Here is a 21,002-nt window from a genome sequence, read left to right as displayed (position 1 = left end):
TTTACATTCTTTTTCTTCTATTTAATACAACGGATTGCCCTAAACTTGTTTTTACGCCAAGCCCTAGATACACGGCAGCACCTAAAGCAATTGAAATACAAGATGTGCTCATCGCAAGTGAAGATACAGACAGCTTATTTTCTAAAAAATAGTGAGAAGTATAATTGCCGATAATCACAGCGGCTGACATTACACTTACTAATAAAACAGGTGTCAACGCAGCTTGTCCCAGTGATTGAACTCGGTAAGAAATGGATTTTTCAATTAAATAAAAGTTATATATAACCGATACACCATACCCTCCGTAAGTCGCGACAACCGGTCCAATTTCTCTTAAGCTTGAAACCAGCAGTACGTTTAATACTATCTTCACAACAATTCCTAAGCCCAAGCCTAAAATTAGCTTCTTTTGCTGATTAATTCCTTGGAGAATTGCGGCTGTTACTGTAAAAAGAGCAAATAAAATGGCAGCAGGCGCGTACCATTGTAAAACAATTCCACCGATTTCAGGACTGTTTTTTTCTCCAAAAATCATCATATATACCGGCTTGCCTAATAAACAAAGCCCCACGGCAGCAGGAAGAGTAAAAAATAACAGCAGCTGCAGCGTTTTTGTAATTTCCCCTTTTACTTCCCGTAAATTTCCTTGCACAAAGGAAGACGTAATGCCCGGAATCAGTGACATGCTGAAGGCAGTCGCTAACGATACTGGCACCATCACCAAAATCTGGGCTAATCCAATAACGGAGTTGATCGTTTCAGCTTTAGCTTGTCCATATCCTATTGATTGAAAGAGCATGTTAATCGTAAACGTATCAATATTTTGATAGATAGGAATAGCTAAACCAACTAATACAAACGGAACGGCGTACGTTACAAGCTCTTTGGACATTGAAGAGAACGAAACGGACTTATTATTCTTTCCGCTGTTCACTTCTTTCATAATCAACCGCTTGCGCTTCAAATAAACCGCTCCAAGAATCCCAATTCCCCCTACGCCTCCAATAAACGCTCCAAACGTGCCGATTCCAACAGCTTTTGTCATTGTGCTATGAAAAAGGTGAATAACAGCGTATGCTCCTGCTAAAATGAACAACACTCGCACTATTTGTTCAATAATCGTACTTAGCGCGGACGGTCCCATAGACTGGTTACCTTGAAAGTAGCCTCGTAATAGACTCATAGGCGGGATAACAATTAAAGCAAAGCTTACCATTTGGATGACATACACTACGTCTTTTTGACTATTTCCCGAGGAATCTTTTCCGTTAATGACTAGTTCAGCGAGCCACGGTGCCATCGTATAGAGGACTAAGAAACCTATTATGCCCGTTATTGTCATTAATAGAAGTCCTGCTTTTAACAAATCTTGTCCCGCACGGTAGTTTCCAAGACCGTTATATTTCGATACATACTTCGAAACAGCAAGCGGAAGACCCATTGTCGACAAGCTTAGCATCAAGGTATATGGACCGTATGCATACTTATAAAGCGCGTAACCTGACGTTCCCACTAAGGCTGTGAAAGGAATAATATAAATAAAGCCTAGAATCTTTGTTAACAAAGAAGACGCTGTTAATAAAAGCGTACCTCTCATCAAATTTTTTTCCATACATCAAAACTCCAGAAATAAATATTGTATTTTTAACAAATACTTGATTTATTGTATCATACTTACAATTATTATCTAGTTTTTTATAAAACATTAGAACCCTCTCTATATTACGTTTTTTTACCTAATAAAGGAATATAAACCAATCTTTTCACCTATGATAAATGAATCGTTTTTTGCTTTTTACTTTATCTGACGTTTACATTCTAAAAGACGTGTTACATTATATATATCAGTTACCAACTCAACTAAGACTCCTTGATTATTCTGGCCTACCTGTTCTTTTAGGTAGACTGAAGTTTCTAAATCGTTATATATAGGAGGAAAAAATCATGAAAATGAAACAACGACTATCAAAAGCAGCGGCGGCTGCAACGATTACAGGAATTGCTGCGTTTGGATTTGCTCCTGTCGCTCAGCTTGATACACCAGCACATGCAGCTACATCTCAAGAAACAAGCAGTCAAAGTCAAACAGCTGTAAAAAACATTAATGAAATTTACAACGCCGCAGTAAAAGGTGAAGTGCCACGCTTAACAGCAGACTTCAAAATTGGCAAAACACTGCGTCAAGACGTTCGCGATCAGTTCGGTCCCCCGCCTGAAGGTTCATCAAACAACTTTGACTACTATCACGCGGAAATGGGTCACCCTGGATACGCATTTGGCTATGATCAAAATAACGTCATTAACGAAATCCGCTATTTTGGTACAAATGTAGAGCGTCAAACAAATCTAGGCTCCATCACCCAAGCTAACTTAAAGAAAGAATTAGGTCAGCCGAACTTTACAGGCAAAGTAAAAGGTGATGGTACTACTCAAACGAAGTACACCTATCACGCCGGCGCCTATGATCTTGAATTCATTTTTGATGATAGCAAAACGTTAAATCACGTTAATTTAGTTAAAAAACCTTAAGTAATAGAAAAAGTAGCAGGCAGCCTGCTACTTTTTTTCATGAAATAAAACCAATGCTGAATCCGCTACGTGTTCATACCCAATCTCCATATAAATCTTGTTAGACGTAGGATTTGTCATGTCTGTGTATAAACTTGTTGTTTGAAATCCTTCGTCTAGCATAAGCTGAGAAAGCGTGGATACACAGCTTGAGGCATAGCCTTTTTTACGTTCTTTTTGAGGCGTGTATACAAAGTTAATCGTAATGTTATAGGCCGTTGGACGCGTAGCATTGGCAATCGACACATACTCACCGTTCACTTCCCATAAAAATAACCGTCCTGCTTTAATAAAAGCTTCTCCTGTTTTGGCAGCTTGTTCTTTTGATACAGGGTCTCCAATGACGCCCATAAACTCCCAAACCCATTCTGTCACGAGCGGAAGATGCTTCAACCTTGCTTTTACCAGCACTCCGTCAGCGTCCGCAGCTTTTTTTACTTTGTCTAACCGATAAATGCGCTGATCCATTTTTAAAGAAGCTTCTTGATTTTTTAAATCTGCTAGCTTTTGAGAAAGATATAAAACCATTTGTCTTTCTCCAACTAAGCCCGGTATGTCGATTTCTTGTAACAGCTCTGCCGCTTCGCTTAGTTCAACCTCCGTTAGCTGCTGTATCTGAGACAGGATGATTTGCTTAGGATGGGTTTGCAGTAATACAAGCGCAGCACAGCTGTCTTTTAAAATAACACCCATAAAATTTGGTTTGCTGCTTTTATTTAAGCTGTGTAAAATGCCAAGCGCTAAGTTATGAAGAATTTCATTTTTCGCTAAAAGCGGTTCTACATGGTTTTTAAACTCCTGCACTTCTCTATATTTACATAGCTCAATCATTTTCTTTGTACCTCCATCTGATTTTCCATTTTTCAGTAAAAATATTCTAACATAAAAAAGCTCTTCCTAGTTTCCTAGAAAGAGGTTTTTTAGAGAACGTTATTAACTTGATAAACATACATCGTACGTATGCTTCGTATAAACAAATCCTTCAAAAATAAGACGGGCTGTACGCACTACTTTGATTCCGTTAACCTGTCCATCTTTTAGATCCACACTGGTTTCCATAATTCCCATTGGATGAGCAAGTCGAACGGTATCATCTTTTAATTGAACCATTTCTGACGGAAGCGTGCCTTTTGTATAGATAGCCGCCGTTGTACAAATTGCTCCTGTAATCGCAAGCGTTTGATGCGGTTTTTGCATCGACATCATGCGGATTAATACGTCCATTTGAGAAGCAGCTTTTTCTCTGCCAGTCCCGTCCCGATGGTCCATAGGAGGAGAAATAATCGTCATTTTTGGAACCGCTGGTGATAGTTTAGTTGCTTTGTCTTGAGGTGCGAGCCCCGCTTTTTCCGCTGCAATGGAGCGAATTTCTTCAAATAGCTTCAGCTGTTTGTCCGTGTATTCATGCGGAAGTTCTGCTCCCTTTAGGCCAATATCCGCTGCTTTAACAAATACAAGCGGATTTCCTACATCAACAATTGATGCTTTTATCGTCCCGATGGATGTTTGCAGAAGATCGATAGCGTTCCCGGTAGGAAGCAGTTTTCCAGTAACGGCTCCTTCTCCGTTTTCAAACGAAAGATAAATGGGTGAACCCGTACCCGGCACTCCAGGAATCATACAGGATCCTTCTGTTTTCACTTTTCCGTTTTCTACTTCTACTTCCGCTACAATTACTTTTTTCGTATTCGTATTATAAATCCGCACTTTGGTCACCGGTTCCACAGGTTGCACAAGTCCTTGTTCGATTGCATAAGGTCCGACCGCTGAAGAGATATTGCCGCAGTTTCCTTTAAAATCAACGAGAGATTCGCTGATGCTAACCTGCGCAAACGTGTAATCTACGTCAGCTTTCTCTAGATCTGATTCTTTTATAATCGCGATTTTACTTGTCAGCGAATTAGCTCCGCCGAGTCCGTCAATTTGACGTTGATCCGGACTTCCCATTATATCTAGCAAAAACGGTTCCCAATCCGATTTGTTCACAGGCATTTCTTCATGATTGATAAAGACCCCTTTACTCGTTCCACCTCTCATAACCGTTACAGGAATACGCGTCATCTTAATCACCTTTCTCCCCTACTAACAAACGCCGAGGCGTTCATCAAACCATTTTATTTTTTTACTATTTAGAACCGGTTCATTTGCCATTTATCGTATAATAGAGGTGGTCATAAGTAAAATACATAAAATTTATTGTCTTTTTAAAAATTTTTTTATAATCTAAATACAAGGGGGAATCGGGATGGATCAAAAAGATTGGATATTAATTAAAACGCTTCACGAAGAAAAGAACATTACGCGAACGGCTGAAAGGCTCTACGTATCGCAGCCTTCTTTAAGCTACCGCCTTAAAAATCTTGAAGAAGAATTTGGCGTGTCGCTTTTTTTCAAAACGAAAAAAGGAATTGAGTTTACATCTGAAGGTGAGCATCTTGTTCGCTATGCGGAAAATATGTGGAAACAGCTGCAGGAAACAAAAGACAGCATGCGTAATATGAGCGAAACCGTTACGGGAACGCTTCGCTTAGGGGTATCGAGTAACTTTGCACAGCATAAGCTTCCTAAAATTTTAAAGCAGTTCTCTCTTCACTACCCAAATGTACAGTTCAGCGTCAATACGGGCTGGAGTACGCAAGTTATGAATCTATTAGACTCTTCGCGTGTGCACGTTGGTATTTTACGAGGCAATTACCCGTGGAACGGAGAAAAATCACTGCTGACGAAAGAACGACTCTGCTTAATTTCGAAAAAAGAGATTGCGATCGACGACTTGCCGAACCTGCCTTATATTAACTATAAAACCGATACGTCATTAAAAGATCTCATTCAAGACTGGTGGCATGACAAGTTTTCAGAGCCTCCGTTTGTGGCAATGGAAGTTGACCGGCAAGAAACGGCCAAAGAAATGGTCAAAAATGATTTAGGCTTTGCCATTTTACCTGAAATTTGCCTTCACTCCAGCGACAACTTATATACATACGGACTTTCGTACCGAGATGAATCACCTTTGCTTCGAAACACGTGGCTCATGTATGATCCTTCTTACTTGAATCTATCGGTCGTGAAAGCGTTTATTGACTTTTTAAAGCTAAGTGAAAAATAAAGCCAAAGCTAAAAAGTTTGCGTCTTGGAAGAATCTCTCTTTTAGACCAAGCTTTTTTCTAGACTACCATTATAAAAATTTTTTATGAACTTTCTAAAAAAACCTATATTTCCTTTATTTTTAAAAATGTACTAACATGAAAACAAGAAACATCAGCGGGAGTAAAGAGCGGCTTTAAAAATTCTTAATAATCAAACTATGGCTCATACATGGGGATGAGAGATGTTAGTCACGTTTTTTTACTCTAAAAGAAAACGCTTTCAGAGAAAAGAGGGAAAATAAAGGAGGTTGTTTGAATGCTAGCACTACTAGGTTTTACAATGATTATTGTCTTTACGTATCTCATTATGTCAAAAAGGATGTCTCCTATCGTAGCTTTAATGGTCATTCCACTTCTTTTTGCGGTGATTGGAGGGTTTGGCAAAGGCGTCGGAGACATGATGCTAGAAGGTCTAAAACAAGTAGCTCCGTCAGCTGCGATGCTGCTGTTCGCCATCTTATATTTTGGGGTTATGATTGATGCCGGACTGTTTGATCCATTAATTAAGCAGCTGTTAAAAATCGTAAAAGGCGATCCGCTTAAAATCGTCATCGGAACGGCTCTTCTATCGCTTTTAGTTGCACTAGACGGAGACGGTACAACCACTTATATGATTACGGTTTCTGCTCTTCTTCCACTTTATAAACGCCTGAATATGAGTCCGTTAGTGTTAACGACAGTTGCGATGCTTTCTCTTAGTATTATGAGCAGCATGACGCCTTGGGGAGGCCCGGCTACTCGTGCGATTGTTGCCCTTCACCTTGATGCATCAGAGTTCTTTATTCCACTTCTTCCAACGCTAATTGGCGGAGCTTTGTGGGTTGTTTTTACAGGCTATATTCTTGGAAAAAAAGAGCGCAGACGACTTGGTGCTATTGACATCGAGCAGTTTGAATTAAAAAGCTCGCTTGCGTTTGCTGAAGACGCATCTTTAACTTCTCAAGAAGATATTACACAGCCTAAAAAAATCTGGATCAACTTAGCTTTAACCATTGCACTCATGGTCGTATTGGTTTCAGGCATTTGGTCAGTTTCTGTTTTATTTATGATTGGCTTTGCGCTTGCTCTTATGATTAACTATCCAAAACTTGAGGATCAAAAAGAACGTTTAATGGCTCATGCAGGCAACGCACTGACCGTTGCAGCACTTGTTTTTGCAGCCGGTATTTTTACAGGAATACTATCCGGCACTAAAATGGTTGATGAAATGGCAAGCCTGTTAATTCATTTAGTTCCTGATTCACTCGGTTCATTTTTACCGACAATCGTTGCTTTAACAAGCATGCCGTTTACATTCGTGATGAGTAACGACGCTTATTACTTCGGTGTTTTACCAATATTCGCTGAAACAGCTGCTTCTTACGGAATTGATCCGATGGAAATTGCGCGAGCTTCAGTGCTCGGACAACCTGTTCATCTGTTAAGCCCGCTCGTTGCGTCTACTTTCTTACTTGTAGGTATGGTAGGTGTTGATCTTGGTGAACATCAGCGCTTTGCATTTAAATGGGCCATTTTAACGTCTCTTGTTCTAATTGTCCTTGCTATTGTCACAGGTGCACTTACGCTATTTTAATAGGAATAAAAGCCGTTATGGCTCTTTATTAATAAATTGATAAATGATAGGTGGAGGTACTTCTAAAATGTATGTAATTACGTGTTATGTAGGAAAAGGTGAAATGAGAATGTACGAGTTTGATAGCAAAGAAGAAGCCCTTTCTCAGCTCAAAAACCTGAAAGGCTGCACCATTCTTTCAGAAGTTGTTTACTTTAATGATTCATCGGTTATTCCGGTAGCTATTTAATTATGCACCACTCAACCCTATAGGTACAAACTTGATAAGCTTCCTTTCGCTCAAAAGGAAGCTTCTTTTTTTATGTTCTTCTGAGACTTCGGTCCCTTTTCTCTCCTCAACGTTTTGTTACGTCTGGTTCGTTTTGTTTTCTTGCTTCAATCATATTAATAATTTGATTTGTATGTGGAGTTAGCACAGCGCATTTTTGATAGAAAGCTCCGTCTACAACAAGCAGCTCTTCATCCATCCCGCAAAACTTACAGCGCAGCTCTTGTGGTCCTGCGTAAGAAGTGTGATAAACACTATCGTTAAAGATGGTATAAAAAGTATTTCGTTGCTGGGCATCGTAAAAGCTGTATTGCTGGTTAGCGTCATCACGATAGTTAACTCCATAGTTCCGGTCGAATTCTTCTTGAGTAAATCTATCCTGTAAAAGTTCATTTTGTACTAGTTCTCTTAAACAGCACTCTATTTCTTCATAGTTAAATGAACAATTATGTGCGTAAACATTTAGTTCTTCAGTGCTGTTCTCTTTTACCATCACTTCACTGCCGCAAATCTTACAGGGATGTTTGGGACTCTGCTGATCAAAGTAAGAGAACGTTTGGACCTTTTCTACTGCTATTTCATCGCTCACCTTTTTAAACTTAATCATCACATTTTCTGTTTGACTGACGTTTTCGTTATACAACATCACTTCATATTCATCTATATTCTTTCCATTTTCTTTTCGACTCAAATGCTCCATTACTTCATACGAAGAAATAGTAAAAAACTCGTTAAAATTCACCACTAACATGCATCCTTCCAAAAAATTTACGTTCGCTATGTACCTGCTCTATACTACCATTTTTTCAAAGGCTCGCACCACTAAACGAACTTCTTTTAGGTTCGTGCATGTATAACAATTTACTATAGCTCACCAATGTGCAATTAGCTAGCTATTTTACATTCACATCAAATAAATAAGTTGCCTTTCCATGAGGCCATTTCCCAGATACTTCATAAAGATAGTAACCACTCTTTGAAGACACTTCAATACGATTATTTTTTATCGTAACTTTTTCTTTTTGGTTGTTTTGATTCAGTTGATAGACAGTAAGTTTTGGATTGTTTTTTAGTAGAATTTGAACTCTGGTATCTTTCTCTAGCGTAAGGTCATCAAATTCTTTAGCAACCTCTTTTGGTGAGTAAGAATCTGTTTTGGTTATATGCGCACCATCGTCACCGTTCCATTCATATTCTCCTACTCGCATTTCATACTCTTTGTCATTAACCACAATGCTTCCTGACACTGGAACTTGTTCATCATTAGGTGTAGATACATTTACCTTTTCTTGATTGCAACCAGTACCTTTTCTTGATTGCAACCAGCTAGTAAGAAAAATAATAACGATGTAATAGCTACTTTGTTCATACTTACCCTCCTTTTCAGACTGGATCTTCTCCTCAGCTTGTTTTTCATCATAAATACACAATACCAAAAATAACCATAAGAGAAACCATTAAAAATCATCACAATTATGATTTACATCAATCTATTAAGGATAATACACGTTTGCTATGTGGCATACATAACACTAACCCTTTTATAAGGAGGATTTCATGAATACGTATATAATCATCAGCATTGGCGTTGTTGCCAGCGCATTTTTATTTCGGAAATATCGAAAACAAGTCGTTGAAATATATACAATCAGTGAATTTATTCACGCTAAAAACGGCGCGGTCGCTACAAGCTCCACGTGGTTTGACAAGTTTTTTAAAGAACCTTACGCTACCGGACCAAACTATGAAAAAACAGAGGATGACGTTAGCGAGGATGGAGATGGAGACGGCGGAGAATAAATAAAAGAAAAAACCTGTTGTGACAACAGGTTTTTCTTATTAATCATCGCTGCCTAAAATACCGAAAAAGCGAAGCAAGTTGATGAATAGATTAATAAAATCTAAATACAAAGACAATGCCAAAATCGGAACAAGCTCTTCAGTGATTTCACCGTGCTTCATTTTATTAAAATCATACAGCACATATAGTGAGAAAACAATGGTACCAATCACTGAAAATGCCATCAGTCCAGGCGTTGTTAATGGACTAAACAGCGAGAAAATGCTGATGCACACTAATGCTAACAGCGCCACTAATAAAAAGCTGCCTAAAAACCCTAGATCTTTTTTTGTTTTTGCGCCAATTACACCCATCACCGTAAAAATAACGAACGTACTTCCAAACGCATAAAGAACGACTTGCGCTCCCGCTACTGAGGCATAGTGGCTAACAATCGGAAACAGCGTGATGCCTGATATAAACGAAAACGCATATGTAAAACCGTATCCTACGCTTTTTTTCTTTCGTAACATAAATGCCGCAACCAGCATCACAAGTTCAGCAATCGCTAACGGAATAAAATAAGCCGGCGGCACATATTGACCTGCGTATAAGCCAACTGTTGAAATAAATAACGAAAAAATAAATGTTACTAATACTTTTTGAAACAGAGACCGCTGCTCTACTCCAATCACTTCTTGCATGTGTAAAACCTTCTTTCTAAAATCTGCTATATTTTATATAATACCTACCTTTTTAAGAAAAATAAAGATAATACTAAGGTCTTTTTTCTTATTTCTATAGAAAGCAAGCATAGACGCTGCCGTCTATGCTTCCTTGTCACCTCTTTATTTCGGCAACAGAATACCGTCAATAACTCCGTACTCCTTTGCCTCTTCAGCACTCATAAAATAATCTCGTTCCGTATCGTTTGCCACTTTTTCAACCGGCTGTCCCGTTCGTGTTGATATGATTTCATTAATATGCTGCTTCAATTTTAAAATCCGCCGGGCGCTAATTTCAATTTCAGTTGCCTGACCTCTAGCTCCTCCTAGCGGCTGATGAATCATAATTTCGCTATTCGGCAGTGCATAGCGCTTTCCTTTTGCTCCTGCTAGGAGAAGCAGTGCGCCAAAAGAAGCAGCCATGCCCGTGCAAATCGTTTGAACATCCGGTTCGATATACTGCATCGTATCATAAATCGCAAACCCTGCTGAAGTCGAACCTCCAGGGCTGTTAATGTAAAGTGAAATATCTTTTTTAGGATCATCTGCCGCAAGAAATAAGAGCTGTGCGACCACGCTGTTGGCAATATGATCATTGATTTCATCACCAATTAAAATAATTCGGTCTTTTAACAGCCTCGAATAAATATCATACGAACGTTCACCGCGGTTACTTTGTTCAATTACATATGGAATCGTGCTCATATATATCCTCCTTATCACACGTAATACGGCTATGCAGCCATGCAGAGAGTGCACGTCGGAGTATACGTTGGTTTTTGAATGACACTTTTTAAGGAAGGCAAAGCCTGAATCAAAAGTGCTGGATCCTGCGCTTCTAGCGTCTTATAAAAAAGCTCTGACAGCTCTTTTCGTTCTTTTTCATTCCAAAAAGAATCTGTGGAAAATGGCTCCCCGTCTTTTTCTAACCGCTGCTTGGCACGATGCAAATTGCTTTTTACCGCTGTTTCTGACGTTTGTAAAATCGAAGCGATTTCTTTCAGCTGATAGCGGAATCCTTCTTTTAAGAAAAAGATTACCGCTTGCTTCGGCGTAAATTGGCTAATCAGCAGCTCGACCGAGTGTCCCTTACTATCAAACGTATGCTTTTCAGCTTGTTGTTCCAAAGCTTTTTCTTCGACTATTCCTTCACGCTTTCTTTTTCGCAGCAGATCAATCCAGTGATGATACGCAATTTTATTTAACAGCGCGGAAGACAGATTGTGCTCTTCACCTTTATATCGCTGAGCTTTTAAAAACGTTTCTTGGGCAATATCGTCTCCGTCCCACGCATTTTGCGCTAAAAAGCGGCAGTACTGCTGCAATTTTGGGTAATGCTCGTTCCAGCATGCATCGTCAAAGCTTTCTGTTTGTGTTTCGATTTTTTTTGAATGTGACATGATTTTCACTCCTTTTGCACTCTCTATTTACTAAACGATTAAAGGAAGTTCAAAAGATACGGGGGATCAAACTTTTTTACACATTATACGCTTAAACAGTCATTTTTTTGTATTATAATGAAGATACTTTTATCTGAGGAGTGTAAAATAATATGCGAAGAAGAAAACTATACGGCAAGAAGAAAACGAACAAACTTCACTATAAAGACTTAACCTGTGAACACCCTCAGCCTGCTTTGCCTATGAGCTATACAAGTGAAGCTCCTTTTTACTATTATGACGCGTCAGACGATGAAAGACAAAACGACTTTGAACTATATTCAGAGATTTGTATCATGAATCAAGAACATTTTTTCGTAAGAGGCTGTGTTGAAATTCCTGTTTTTAATGAAGAAAAATTTTTCACTTGGAACATATGGGTTTCTTTAAGCGAAGAAAATTTTCATCGAATGATAGATTTATGGGAAAGTGACAAAAGAGAAAATGAACCGCCTTATTTCGGCTGGTTTTCAGTTTCAATTCCAGGCTATCCGGAAACGTTAAATTTAAAAACAAATGTGCATACAAGATCTGTTGGAACAAGACCACTCATCGAGTTAGAGCCAACGAATCACCCTTTAGCCGTCGAGCAGCGGGAAGGGATAACGCTAGAGCGAATCAAAGACATACAAAAACAATTGGCTACCTATTAAAAAACCAAGACAGCCCCAGACTGTCTTGGTTTTTACCTTTATGGCATGCGCTTTGCTCCGTAGTATTTAGGAGCCCAGTAGCTGTCTACTTTATAGTTTGTAATTTTCACGCCCTCAGATGTGGATACGTGAACGACATAGTCATTTCCAATATAGATAGATGGAATAAGTGAACTTCCTTCAAAAAAGACGAGATCTCCTGGCTTCAAGTCAGATTGTGAAATGGTTTCTCCTGCTTCCCACTGCTGACTCGCATAGCGCGGAATGTCTTTTCCAGCTGCTTCTTTATAAATGTATTGAACAAAACCAGCCGTATCAAAGCCTGTAGAAGGACTTGTCCCACCTTGTGCATAAGGTACTTCTCCTACATATTTAAGAGATTCGGTCACAAATGGGTTGTCTTTTGACAGCGATAAGTCATCGTAGCGCCTTGCTCCTGCGTACTTAGACGTCCAGTAGCTGCTTGTCAGATAATCAACCGTCACATTTTCGCTGCGCTTGGCATGAATAAACTGATTGCCGCCTACATAGATACCGACGTGTGAAATCCCTTCACGATACGTGTCTTTAAAAAAGATAACGTCTCCTGGCTTTAAATCTGCGCGAGCAACTTCTTCTCCAACTTGCCACTGCTGATCGGTTGATCTCGGAAGGTAGACGTCCGATGCGTGTTGAAATACATATGCAACAAATGCGGAACAATCAAAACCGTCCGTTGGCGACTCGCCTCCAAATACATATGGTGTGCCGAGATGTTTTAGCGCTTCTGCAATAACTTCATTATCTTTTGCAATTTCCGGTGCTCCTGTAATGCGCTTTGCTTTGGCGAAATGTGATGACCAATACGCGCTGCTTGAAATGTTTTTCACCACGACTTTTCCGTCTGAAGAAGATGCATAAATCATCTCATCGTCTCCGATATAAATAGCAGCTACGTTCACTTCACCGTTTTCATTGGTGTTAAAAAACAATACATCGCCCGCTTGCAGCTCGTTTTTATCGACGGCTGTTCCAAGCTCTGACTGTTCTTTCACGGAACGAGGCAGCGTTGTATCGAGCGCTTGCTTAAACACATATTGAACGAAGCCAGAGCTGTCAAACCCTTCGCTTAGCGTCTCTCCTCCAGACGTATAATCCGCTCCTTCATACGTTTTTGCTTTGTCAGCAATCACATTTTCATCTGTAGCAGCCTGTACTTGCACAGCTTTTTCTGCAGGAAAAGCGCCTTCATAAAAAGTGGCAAGACTAAGCCCTAGCGCTGTGACCATAAGAGGTTTCATTACTTTCATCTTTGTTCTCCTTTGTTTTTTATTTCATCCAAGAAGTTTTATATGTAAATGGTTCCTCTGTTAAAGTATGGTGCAGATGGATAGGAATTGGCTAGTACCTTTTGACTTAAATATGCTTCCCTTCCAAAGTCCTGTAAAAAATCCAGAAAAAAACTCGGCGCATATTACGCCGAGCTTTTTTATTTCATACCCACCTGGATATTTGCTGCTTTTTGTTTTTGACGTAAATTTGCAATCCACTTGTAGTAAAGTGTAATCAAAAGAACAAAAATACCAAGCGCAAAGTACAGTTTTGAATATCCTAAAGCACCTGCTGCAATTCCTAATACAAATGAACCAACCGCAATACCGCTATCATAAAACGTAAAGAATGTAGCAGTTGCATATGCGCTTCGGTGAGCAGGCGCCGCTTGAATCGCAAGCGTTTGGAAGCTAGGAAGAAGCGTTCCATAGCCTAGTCCTACTAATGCACCTGAAAACAGCAGCATCCAAGAAGAATGTGTAAGGCTTAAGCTAAATAGACCAATCGCAAAGACAATACATGATGGAATAATCACAATGTTTGGGCCCGATTTATCAAATAATCTTCCTGTAAACGGTCGTGAAATCAGCATCGCAGCTGCGAACACGACAAAGAAAAAGCTTGCTGTTTTAATCAATCCAAGCGACTGTGCGTACACAGAAATAAAAGAAATAATACTTGCATACGAAAAAGAAACGAGAATACCTACAGATGAAATCGGCATGGATTTCTTTTCAAACAAATCGCTCAGTGAAAATGATTTCTTTACTGACGGAGCAGCGTTTTCTTGAAGATTTTTGACCATCATTCCGCACAGCCAGCCAACGAGCATAATCACGCCAAATACAAGAAAAATAATGTTGTATGCCATGTATTGATGAAGCGTTAGTGCTAAAAACGGCCCTGCAACAACGGCTAAGTTCATTGACATTCCGAAGTAGCCAAGCCCTTCTCCTCGTCGTTTAGCGGGAACTAAATCCGCTGCAATCGCTCCGGTGACAGTTGTTGCTAAGCTGAATGAAATCCCTTGAAAGAAGCGCAGTAATAAAAGCACGTTAAAATGGTGGATGAACATATATAAGAAGGAAGAAAGCGCAAAAATGAGGGTACTAAATACGAGCGTTTTTTTCTTTCCAATGTTTTCAATGACTTTCCCTGAAAATGGTCTAACAATAATCGCAGATAATAAAAAGATAGTAACAACAAGCCCTGCCTGCGTACTCGTGCCTTCTAAGGCGTCTAATACATAAATCGGCAGCAGCGTCAGCAATGCATAAAACACGACAAAAATAAAAAAGTTGGTAATCGCAATGCTGATAAAGCTTTTAGTCCAGATTGGCTCCTGCTGGTTCGTCATTCATTTCACCCTTTTCTGTAGATTTACAAATTTTCTTTAATAACGAAATAAGCTGATCTTGTTCGCTGTCGGATAAAGCAATCAGCAAATTTTCTTCCAAACGTTCAATTTCTTGCTGAATTTCTGGAAGTTTTTTCTTCGCTTGAGGAGATAAATAAACGATGCGCTCTCGTTTATCACTGCCTGCTTTTCGAACGATCCATCCGCTTTTTTCAAGCCTTGTTAACGTGCGGGTCACCGTTGGCGCTTCGACATTTAAATACTGCCAAATCTCCGTTTGCGTCATCGAGCCGAATCGCTTTAAACAAAATAAAATTGAATACTGCGAGCTGTATAGCCCGTACGCTTTTAACACTTCATTTACTTCTTTAATAGACAATCTCGACTTTTGATGAAGCTCATGAAACACCAAGTTATTCACTTTTCCCACCTCATCTTTCATTTTATTTACCTAGGTAACTAATTGTTCTTTTATTAGTATATGTGCTGCTACTTGATGTGTAAAGGCGGCTAAAAAGGGCAAAAATCAGCTATTTTCTCTTATTTTCTACTAATGATTTACGCTTTCACTTCCTTTTTCTTATTCTTTCGTATCACGAAACTTTTTGTATATATTTACATGCACCTGCAAACTCTGTTAAAGAAGACGAAACAATATGCGGGAGGCTGGTATATGTTTTCACTGCGCGGCGATGCTCATAAAGTCTACCTTAAACTAAAAAAAGCAGCTCATCAAAACCAAAACGCAGAAGAAATTGATGAATTAGCGGAAATGGAAGAAATCCGGCAGCTTTACCTTACGCTAGACAGCGCTATTTTGCGAAAAGTGTATTACCGAATGACTAAAGAAAAAAACGGCTCCGGCGTCATTCCCATCCTTGTTTCTGCTTTGCCTTGGCTCTTTTTTTTATTTTCGCAGCGGCTGCAGCAATTTTTATTTAAAGACGGCAGCTGGCTTTGGATCATTTTTGTGGTGCTGTATGTTTTTATTCTCATTCCAAGCGTGTTTCTTCATTTCCGTGAACAATCGTGGGCTTCTGTTCATATTGAAATTATTCAAGACATTTTAAAAGACCGTGAAAAAGAGCCGAAACCCCTTTGAGGTCCGGCTGTTTTTTACCTATTATGAAATAGCTTGTCTGCTTTCTACGTCTCGACCTAACTTTCTTTTGATACGCTGCAGCGCGTTGTCAATTGACTTGACGTGCGTATTTAATTCTTTCGAAATTTCAGCGTATGAATGGCCGTCCATATACAGCGTCAATGCTTTTCTTTCCAATTCACTAAGTGTTTCCGCAATTTTTAACTCGCGGTCTTCCACTTTTTCTTGATGAATCAGCACTGCTTCCGGATTAGCAATTTGATCGCCAGGAATCATATCCATCAGCGTATAATTTGATTCTTCATCATACAGAGGCTTGTCCAATGAAATGTACGAATTTAACGGACCGTGCTTTTGACGAGTAGCCGTTTTAATCGCCGTAATGATTTGTCTTGTGATACATAACTCCGCAAACCCTTTAAACGATGTTAGCTTGTCTTCATTAAAGTCGCGAATTGCTTTGTACAGTCCAATCATTCCTTCTTGGACAATATCTTCTTTTTCAGCACCAATCAAAAAGTATTTTCTTGCTTTACCCCTCACAAGATTTTGATACTTGTTGATTAAATACTCCAATGATTTTTCATCTCCGCTGTGAACCATTTCAACCAAAACATGATCTTCTAACATAGCATAATTTTGAACTTTTTCAATTACGATGCCTACGCTCACTCATATCCCCCCGTTACACTTAGTTGAGTTTTGATGTGTTCTAAACTGATGCATGATCTACTTGTTACGACGCTACTGCAATACGGTCCAGAAACGTAAAAAGCGTACAGAGTAAACTGTCGCTTTCCTCTCTCACTTTATGCTCCCCTGCATCTTTCTATAATCTATTATAAAGAAGTATAACCGATAAAAATCAAAAAGGTTGTCGAAATATGAAAGTGGTTGCAAAAAAAATCAATTTTTATAGAAAATTCACACAAATCACTTTATTATTTCATATAGTGACAGCAATCTGTCAAAAAAGCAATAAAAAAATAATTCCATATGAAATAAACTTACTCAAGCAGAGTAAGTCGAAGTTGCAGATGATACTGCGCATATAGGATTAGTTGCCTTCCGGCTTATCAGCATTTTTTGTTCCCTTGCTTTTATAAGGCTTTGCATTTTTCTTCTTTTTTGCACTCGCCTGCCAGCGGTTCCACCCTTTTTTGCCGGTGCCTCGCCCTGTGCCGCCTTTACCTTTTGCTTTACTCATACGTATTCCTCCGTTACCTGCGTGTTTGCTACAATAAAAAAAGACCCCGTCCAAAGTCGGAGTCTTTTTTGGATTGCATAAAATTATGCTTTTACAACGTTAGCAGCTTGTGCACCGCGTTGACCTTGCTCGATGTCGAAAGTCACTTTTTGACCTTCGTCTAAAGATTTGAATCCGTCGCCTTGAATTGCGCTGAAATGTACGAATACATCTTCTCCGCCTTCAATTTCGATGAAACCGAAACCTTTTTCTGCATTAAACCATTTTACTGTACCTTCAGTCATACTATTTCCTCCAGTGGTGGAATTAATCCACGCATATATTACTACCCTTGCTCAATCGTACTATTTCCAGATAAAAATTTCTATTGAAGAATATTTCTCTTCTTTCAATTTCATACCGAACAAAAATAATTAACTTTAGTGTAACATATCAATTTAGAAATAGCAAGTTCCTGTTCTAAGACAGGCTTTATCCTAATTATGTATCTGCTAAAAGCCTACGGGGTAACTTTGAGGCTACCAACATTTCTGGATTGTGATGCGGCAGAAGGTTTTATATTGAGCTAAACTTATCATCTGCACAAATGCACAAAAAATCTTTTATTTCATCAATTTGTTTTCTGCTCATTCCAAAGCCTTGTAATGGAAACGTTCTTCTTTTGGAAATCGATTTGATATACATCGGGATTTGTTAAACGCGACCATTCACCAAAGCCAAATTTCGGATCAAAATATCTGAGGATTAACGTCATCAAATTGCCGTGCGTAACAAACAGAGTCATTTTCTGTTTTTCATTCATTACTTCTTTAAACAGCTCTAAAACACGTACCGTGGCTTCTTTGGTCGATTCTCCTCCGTCTACCTTAAAGTCTATGTCATCAAAAGTTCTTTTCAATACTTCTATCCAGTTGAAAAGAGGCTGTCCGCTTAAACGCCTTTCTTCTAGCCTTTGATCTATATGAAGAGGCAGACCGGTATCTTTTGCATAAGGTTCAATTGTTTGAACGGCTCGTTTGTACGGACTTGAAATAATTTTATCAATGGGATAACTCAGCTTGTTCAAATAATCCATTAACTGCTGGGCTTGCTGTATGCCTTGTTCCGTCAGTGATGCTTTTGCTTCTTGCCCTTCTGCTTCACAATGCCTAACTAATAAAAAAGTTTTCATACATCTTCCCTCCAGGCGCATCTAAATAACCATTAATTACAAAATAAGATAATAATAGTATATAATGATACGTGATTTATAGCTAAGGAGGAACAACATGATTCGTGAACGATCACTTTTGATAAAAGGACTCACCTTTTTACTAGCTGTTTTTATTTTAAACATCCCTTTTCCTAATTCAACGCCGCTCAGTCATTCTGTCTTTTCTCTTTTAGGTCTTCCCCTCTATGCAAATGAAGAAACAATGACGGGATTCTATTATGCTAACAATGCGTGGGCAATCATGCTTTTAATAAGTCTTTTTTTACTTTATAAAAGTTTAAACCGTCATCGTTTAAAATTAACAATTTTAGCTGCATTCATCGTTACTTCTGGCCCTGGGTGTATGATTGAAGTCATGCAAAAGACCGTGTTGTCAGGAATGTATGCTGTTTCTTACGATGCTGAAAACAGCAACTGCACATTCGAGACTAATAAAAGAGAAACCATATTAACGGGAAATTGCAAGCTTTCCTTTGAAAATAACCGTTCAAAGCCTGTTACGTTTGAAGTAGCAATCGATAAGCGCGCTTTTTTTGAAGATGAACAGCCTTTTTTACAAATGATGAATAAGCCTAAACTTCATACCGTTACGCTAGAATCAAAGGGGTATCAAACTGTAGAAATTACTTCATCTATCCAAGTAGCTGATTTACCCTCTGAACTCTATATCGGGGAAATGAATGGCTTTCACGTCAACATTTATCAAAACGGAAAAAAACGTTATTTATAAGCATAGAAAAAGCCCTTATAGGGCTTTTTAAATGAGTGAATTACCAGCCAAAGCCTCCGCCGTAGCAGCTGCAGCCGATGATCACTAATAAAATAAATAATACAACTAATAAAGCAAAACCAGATCCATATCCACATCCAGCGTTTCCAGACATACGAACACTTCCTTTTCTTTAGTTACTCTTTCCTCAAGAAAAATGCCGCTTGCATTTCGCTTGAGTTGGATTATCTTATGCCTGAACACGCCCTTTTGACTCTGGTTTTTTCTTTTTTCTTTTTCCTTCTTGCCATGCACCTCATTAATAAAAGAAGAAAACAGCCTAAGAAAAGCGCTGATTTCGGTTCTTCTTTTCTGTCCAAAAGAGATTAAGACATACAAAATTAATTCAATCTAAAGACGAAGAAATGAGATCCATAAGCTGAAACTTACGTTCACCATATCAATAAGAAAATCCGAACGCGTTACATTCATCGTTCGGACCTTCTCCTTAAACTAAAATGCTTTTCAGCCTCTCTTACAAAATCATTTATTTCACTAGCTTACGTCTTTCAGAAGACCTTACTTCCGTACGCTTACCGATACCTAATACATAGTAGCTCAGCACAACAATAGCTAAAAAGATAATGCCAACAATCAGCGATATGCGCGTTTCATCATTAAACCACATGCCTACAAGCACCATAAGTAAAAACGCGATGGTTACGTAGTTCGTCACAGGAGCAAAAGGCATTTTAAACGGATGTTGATCCATCGCCGCTCCTTTTGCTTTTCGAAAACGAATTTGACTGATGAGAATCACAAACCACGGAATCATACCTGGAAGCACGCTCGCACTGTACACGTACACGAAAACGTTTGGCGGTGCAATATAATTTAAGACAACGCCCGCCGCTAAGCCAATCATCACCGCAACGGTACTATAAATAGGCACACCGTTTCGAGAGACCTTTGTGAAAAAGGCTGGAGCCTGACCGTTTACACCTAGCGTGTAAAGCATACGTCCCGCACTGAAAATTCCGCTGTTGCACCCAGACATGGCCGCTGTGATGACGACAAAGTTGATAATGCCCGCCGCTGCTGTAATTCCTACTTTAGCGAACGTAGAAACAAACGGACTGCCGAGTGAATCCAGCTCGTTCCACGGATACACCGTTACAATCACAAAGATGGCGCCGATATAAAAAATTAAAATACGCCAAATTAAGCTTTGAATTGCACTTGTTAACGTTTTTTTAGGATCTTTTGCTTCTCCTGCTGTAATTCCAATAAGCTCTACTCCTTGATAGGCAGCAATAACAAGGGACAAGGCAAAGAAAAAGCCTGACCATCCGCCTGTAAAGAAACCGCCGTTTGCCCACAAATTCGACAGGCCAAGCGCTTCGCCGCCGTTTCCAAGACCGAAAAAAATAAGGCCAAGACCGGCAATAATCATGAGAACAATCGTGACAATTTTAATCATTGCAAACCAAAATTCAAACTCTCCAAACGATTTCACCGAAATTAAATTGGCCCCACCAAGAATGACCATGGCGACAATTCCCGGAACCCACGCCGGTAAATGCGGGAACCAGTACTGCATATAAGCTCCGACTGCAATAATCTCTGCCATGCCCACAATCACCCATTGAAACCAGTTGCTCCAAGCCGTGATATAACCCGCTAACGGATGAATATATTTATGACCGAATGTCGCAAACGAACCCGTACTTGGCTCTAAATAAAGCATCTCACCCATTGCACGCATAATAAAGAAAATAAAAACGCCGCAAATAGCATACGCAAGCAGGACGGATGGCCCCGTCCATTTAATAGTGCTTGCTGAACCCATGAATAACCCTACCCCAATCGTTCCTCCAAGAGCAATCATTTGGATATGACGAGATTCAAGCCCTCTTTTTAACTCTTTGTTTGCCAATTCACTTCCCCCTAG

Annotated in this window: 25 protein-coding genes; 8 read left to right on the top strand and 17 right to left on the bottom strand. The window is 39.3% G+C overall.

From position 1 onward, the window contains the following. Window position 1: 1 nt before the first annotated feature. Complete coding sequence (locus AC1DEF_RS05560) at window positions 2-1,612, bottom strand: putative polysaccharide biosynthesis protein (protein ID WP_097823123.1); 1,611 nt, start codon at window positions 1,610-1,612, stop codon at window positions 2-4. A 332-nt stretch (window positions 1,613-1,944) separates the two neighbouring features. Here AC1DEF_RS05560 and AC1DEF_RS05555 point away from each other — a divergent pair, with 332 nt between their 5' ends. Then, the gene (locus AC1DEF_RS05555) at window positions 1,945-2,529 is read left to right on the top strand and encodes a YjgB family protein (protein ID WP_097823124.1); all 585 of its coding nucleotides are present in this window, start codon (window positions 1,945-1,947) and stop codon (window positions 2,527-2,529) included. A 27-nt stretch (window positions 2,530-2,556) separates the two neighbouring features. On the opposite strand, the gene AC1DEF_RS05550 is transcribed toward AC1DEF_RS05555, so the two are convergent. After that, entirely contained in the window at window positions 2,557-3,399 is an 843-nt protein-coding gene (locus tag AC1DEF_RS05550; protein ID WP_097823125.1) for a GNAT family N-acetyltransferase, read from the bottom strand. Between the two features lie 102 nt (window positions 3,400-3,501). Next, entirely contained in the window at window positions 3,502-4,629 is a 1,128-nt protein-coding gene (locus AC1DEF_RS05545; protein ID WP_097823126.1) for a 2-methylaconitate cis-trans isomerase PrpF family protein, read from the bottom strand. A 184-nt stretch (window positions 4,630-4,813) separates the two neighbouring features. Between AC1DEF_RS05545 and AC1DEF_RS05540 the strand changes: the two genes are divergently transcribed. The 3 genes from AC1DEF_RS05540 (at window position 4,814) to AC1DEF_RS05530 (ending at window position 7,516) form a co-directional block, all read left to right on the top strand. Then, on the top strand, window positions 4,814-5,674 hold the full coding sequence (locus tag AC1DEF_RS05540) for a LysR family transcriptional regulator (protein ID WP_025750019.1): 861 nt from the start codon (window positions 4,814-4,816) through the stop codon (window positions 5,672-5,674). A gap of 296 nt (window positions 5,675-5,970) precedes the next feature. Then, entirely contained in the window at window positions 5,971-7,287 is a 1,317-nt protein-coding gene (locus AC1DEF_RS05535) for a CitMHS family transporter (protein WP_013084478.1), read from the top strand. Between the two features lie 67 nt (window positions 7,288-7,354). Next, a complete protein-coding gene (locus tag AC1DEF_RS05530; protein WP_165575905.1) occupies window positions 7,355-7,516 on the top strand; it encodes a hypothetical protein in 162 nt (53 codons plus the stop codon). A gap of 106 nt (window positions 7,517-7,622) precedes the next feature. Here the strand turns inward: AC1DEF_RS05530 and AC1DEF_RS05525 are convergent, their stop codons facing one another. Both AC1DEF_RS05525 and AC1DEF_RS05520 read right to left on the bottom strand, forming a co-directional pair. After that, on the bottom strand, window positions 7,623-8,300 hold the full coding sequence (locus tag AC1DEF_RS05525; RefSeq protein WP_097823127.1) for a hypothetical protein: 678 nt from the start codon (window positions 8,298-8,300) through the stop codon (window positions 7,623-7,625). 148 nt (window positions 8,301-8,448) lie between these two features. After that, entirely contained in the window at window positions 8,449-8,991 is a 543-nt protein-coding gene (locus tag AC1DEF_RS05520; protein ID WP_477727312.1) for a hypothetical protein, read from the bottom strand. Window positions 8,992-9,112: 121 nt separating this feature from the next. Here AC1DEF_RS05520 and AC1DEF_RS05515 point away from each other — a divergent pair, with 121 nt between their 5' ends. Beyond that, window positions 9,113-9,355 carry a hypothetical protein gene (locus tag AC1DEF_RS05515; RefSeq protein ID WP_074893018.1) on the top strand — a complete coding sequence of 81 codons (243 nt, stop codon included), beginning with the start codon at window positions 9,113-9,115 and terminating at the stop codon, window positions 9,353-9,355. 39 nt (window positions 9,356-9,394) lie between these two features. On the opposite strand, the gene AC1DEF_RS05510 is transcribed toward AC1DEF_RS05515, so the two are convergent. The 3 genes from AC1DEF_RS05510 to AC1DEF_RS05500 form a co-directional block, all read right to left on the bottom strand. Next, a complete protein-coding gene (locus AC1DEF_RS05510; RefSeq protein WP_097823128.1) occupies window positions 9,395-10,039 on the bottom strand; it encodes a Bax inhibitor-1/YccA family protein in 645 nt (214 codons plus the stop codon). A gap of 144 nt (window positions 10,040-10,183) precedes the next feature. Continuing rightward, window positions 10,184-10,765, bottom strand: a complete 582-nt coding sequence (gene clpP, locus AC1DEF_RS05505; RefSeq protein WP_013058493.1) for an ATP-dependent Clp endopeptidase proteolytic subunit ClpP — start codon at window positions 10,763-10,765, stop codon at window positions 10,184-10,186. Window positions 10,766-10,794: 29 nt separating this feature from the next. Beyond that, the gene (locus AC1DEF_RS05500) at window positions 10,795-11,460 is read right to left on the bottom strand and encodes a sigma-70 family RNA polymerase sigma factor (RefSeq protein WP_097823129.1); all 666 of its coding nucleotides are present in this window, start codon (window positions 11,458-11,460) and stop codon (window positions 10,795-10,797) included. A 152-nt stretch (window positions 11,461-11,612) separates the two neighbouring features. Between AC1DEF_RS05500 and AC1DEF_RS05495 the strand changes: the two genes are divergently transcribed. Further along, window positions 11,613-12,152 (top strand): DUF2199 domain-containing protein, encoded by a 540-nt coding sequence (locus AC1DEF_RS05495; protein WP_097823130.1) that lies wholly within the window; start codon window positions 11,613-11,615, stop codon window positions 12,150-12,152. A 38-nt stretch (window positions 12,153-12,190) separates the two neighbouring features. Here the strand turns inward: AC1DEF_RS05495 and AC1DEF_RS05490 are convergent, their stop codons facing one another. The 3 genes from AC1DEF_RS05490 to AC1DEF_RS05480 form a co-directional block, all read right to left on the bottom strand. Then, entirely contained in the window at window positions 12,191-13,441 is a 1,251-nt protein-coding gene (locus AC1DEF_RS05490; RefSeq protein ID WP_097823131.1) for a C40 family peptidase, read from the bottom strand. Between the two features lie 179 nt (window positions 13,442-13,620). Next, window positions 13,621-14,820: an MFS transporter gene (locus AC1DEF_RS05485; protein ID WP_075419291.1), complete on the bottom strand. Its 1,200-nt coding sequence runs from the start codon at window positions 14,818-14,820 to the stop codon at window positions 13,621-13,623. Beyond that, window positions 14,789-15,241 carry a MarR family winged helix-turn-helix transcriptional regulator gene (locus tag AC1DEF_RS05480; RefSeq protein ID WP_013058498.1) on the bottom strand — a complete coding sequence of 151 codons (453 nt, stop codon included), beginning with the start codon at window positions 15,239-15,241 and terminating at the stop codon, window positions 14,789-14,791. Before AC1DEF_RS05480 ends, AC1DEF_RS05485 begins: the two co-directional genes overlap by 32 nt. A gap of 252 nt (window positions 15,242-15,493) precedes the next feature. Here AC1DEF_RS05480 and AC1DEF_RS05475 point away from each other — a divergent pair, with 252 nt between their 5' ends. After that, on the top strand, window positions 15,494-15,922 hold the full coding sequence (locus AC1DEF_RS05475; RefSeq protein ID WP_230184428.1) for a hypothetical protein: 429 nt from the start codon (window positions 15,494-15,496) through the stop codon (window positions 15,920-15,922). A 21-nt stretch (window positions 15,923-15,943) separates the two neighbouring features. Here the strand turns inward: AC1DEF_RS05475 and sigH are convergent, their stop codons facing one another. The 4 genes from sigH to AC1DEF_RS05455 form a co-directional block, all read right to left on the bottom strand. Then, the gene (gene sigH / locus AC1DEF_RS05470) at window positions 15,944-16,594 is read right to left on the bottom strand and encodes an RNA polymerase sporulation sigma factor SigH (protein ID WP_013058500.1); all 651 of its coding nucleotides are present in this window, start codon (window positions 16,592-16,594) and stop codon (window positions 15,944-15,946) included. A gap of 385 nt (window positions 16,595-16,979) precedes the next feature. Beyond that, window positions 16,980-17,135 (bottom strand): DUF3934 family protein, encoded by a 156-nt coding sequence (locus AC1DEF_RS05465; RefSeq protein ID WP_162837669.1) that lies wholly within the window; start codon window positions 17,133-17,135, stop codon window positions 16,980-16,982. A gap of 77 nt (window positions 17,136-17,212) precedes the next feature. Further along, window positions 17,213-17,413, bottom strand: a complete 201-nt coding sequence (locus AC1DEF_RS05460) for a cold-shock protein (protein ID WP_013058502.1) — start codon at window positions 17,411-17,413, stop codon at window positions 17,213-17,215. 326 nt (window positions 17,414-17,739) lie between these two features. Next, complete coding sequence (locus AC1DEF_RS05455) at window positions 17,740-18,300, bottom strand: histidine phosphatase family protein (RefSeq protein ID WP_097823133.1); 561 nt, start codon at window positions 18,298-18,300, stop codon at window positions 17,740-17,742. A 97-nt stretch (window positions 18,301-18,397) separates the two neighbouring features. On the opposite strand from AC1DEF_RS05455, the gene AC1DEF_RS05450 reads away from it, so the two are divergent. Further along, window positions 18,398-19,072, top strand: a complete 675-nt coding sequence (locus AC1DEF_RS05450) for a hypothetical protein (protein WP_097823134.1) — start codon at window positions 18,398-18,400, stop codon at window positions 19,070-19,072. A 40-nt stretch (window positions 19,073-19,112) separates the two neighbouring features. Here AC1DEF_RS05450 and AC1DEF_RS05445 read toward each other — a convergent pair whose 3' ends face one another. Then, window positions 19,113-19,226 (bottom strand): YjcZ family sporulation protein, encoded by a 114-nt coding sequence (locus AC1DEF_RS05445; RefSeq protein WP_080781593.1) that lies wholly within the window; start codon window positions 19,224-19,226, stop codon window positions 19,113-19,115. A gap of 372 nt (window positions 19,227-19,598) precedes the next feature. Continuing rightward, a complete protein-coding gene (locus AC1DEF_RS05440) occupies window positions 19,599-20,987 on the bottom strand; it encodes an amino acid permease (protein WP_016765133.1) in 1,389 nt (462 codons plus the stop codon). Between the last annotated feature and the right edge of the window lie 15 nt (window positions 20,988-21,002).

The organism is Priestia sp. 10L35 (assembly GCF_056395685.1).
This window is presented reverse-complemented; position numbering and strand designations above follow the sequence as displayed.

Excerpts from the sequence above, each read along its gene's own strand:
- AC1DEF_RS05560 (WP_097823123.1), bottom strand. The coding sequence starts at position 1,612 with ATGGAAAAAAATTTGATGAGAGGTACGCTTTTATTAACAGCGTCTTCT.
- AC1DEF_RS05555 (WP_097823124.1), top strand. The coding sequence starts at position 1,945 with ATGAAAATGAAACAACGACTATCAAAAGCAGCGGCGGCTGCAACGATT.
- AC1DEF_RS05550 (WP_097823125.1), bottom strand. The coding sequence starts at position 3,399 with ATGATTGAGCTATGTAAATATAGAGAAGTGCAGGAGTTTAAAAACCAT.
- AC1DEF_RS05545 (WP_097823126.1), bottom strand. The coding sequence starts at position 4,629 with ATGACGCGTATTCCTGTAACGGTTATGAGAGGTGGAACGAGTAAAGGG.
- AC1DEF_RS05540 (WP_025750019.1), top strand. The coding sequence starts at position 4,814 with ATGGATCAAAAAGATTGGATATTAATTAAAACGCTTCACGAAGAAAAG.
- AC1DEF_RS05535 (WP_013084478.1), top strand. The coding sequence starts at position 5,971 with ATGCTAGCACTACTAGGTTTTACAATGATTATTGTCTTTACGTATCTC.
- AC1DEF_RS05530 (WP_165575905.1), top strand. The coding sequence starts at position 7,355 with ATGTATGTAATTACGTGTTATGTAGGAAAAGGTGAAATGAGAATGTAC.
- AC1DEF_RS05515 (WP_074893018.1), top strand. The coding sequence starts at position 9,113 with ATGAATACGTATATAATCATCAGCATTGGCGTTGTTGCCAGCGCATTT.
- AC1DEF_RS05510 (WP_097823128.1), bottom strand. The coding sequence starts at position 10,039 with ATGCAAGAAGTGATTGGAGTAGAGCAGCGGTCTCTGTTTCAAAAAGTA.
- clpP (WP_013058493.1), bottom strand. The coding sequence starts at position 10,765 with ATGAGCACGATTCCATATGTAATTGAACAAAGTAACCGCGGTGAACGT.
- AC1DEF_RS05500 (WP_097823129.1), bottom strand. The coding sequence starts at position 11,460 with ATGTCACATTCAAAAAAAATCGAAACACAAACAGAAAGCTTTGACGAT.
- AC1DEF_RS05495 (WP_097823130.1), top strand. The coding sequence starts at position 11,613 with ATGCGAAGAAGAAAACTATACGGCAAGAAGAAAACGAACAAACTTCAC.
- AC1DEF_RS05490 (WP_097823131.1), bottom strand. The coding sequence starts at position 13,441 with ATGAAAGTAATGAAACCTCTTATGGTCACAGCGCTAGGGCTTAGTCTT.
- AC1DEF_RS05485 (WP_075419291.1), bottom strand. The coding sequence starts at position 14,820 with ATGACGAACCAGCAGGAGCCAATCTGGACTAAAAGCTTTATCAGCATT.
- AC1DEF_RS05475 (WP_230184428.1), top strand. The coding sequence starts at position 15,494 with ATGTTTTCACTGCGCGGCGATGCTCATAAAGTCTACCTTAAACTAAAA.
- AC1DEF_RS05460 (WP_013058502.1), bottom strand. The coding sequence starts at position 17,413 with ATGACTGAAGGTACAGTAAAATGGTTTAATGCAGAAAAAGGTTTCGGT.
- AC1DEF_RS05455 (WP_097823133.1), bottom strand. The coding sequence starts at position 18,300 with ATGAAAACTTTTTTATTAGTTAGGCATTGTGAAGCAGAAGGGCAAGAA.
- AC1DEF_RS05450 (WP_097823134.1), top strand. The coding sequence starts at position 18,398 with ATGATTCGTGAACGATCACTTTTGATAAAAGGACTCACCTTTTTACTA.
- AC1DEF_RS05445 (WP_080781593.1), bottom strand. The coding sequence starts at position 19,226 with ATGTCTGGAAACGCTGGATGTGGATATGGATCTGGTTTTGCTTTATTA.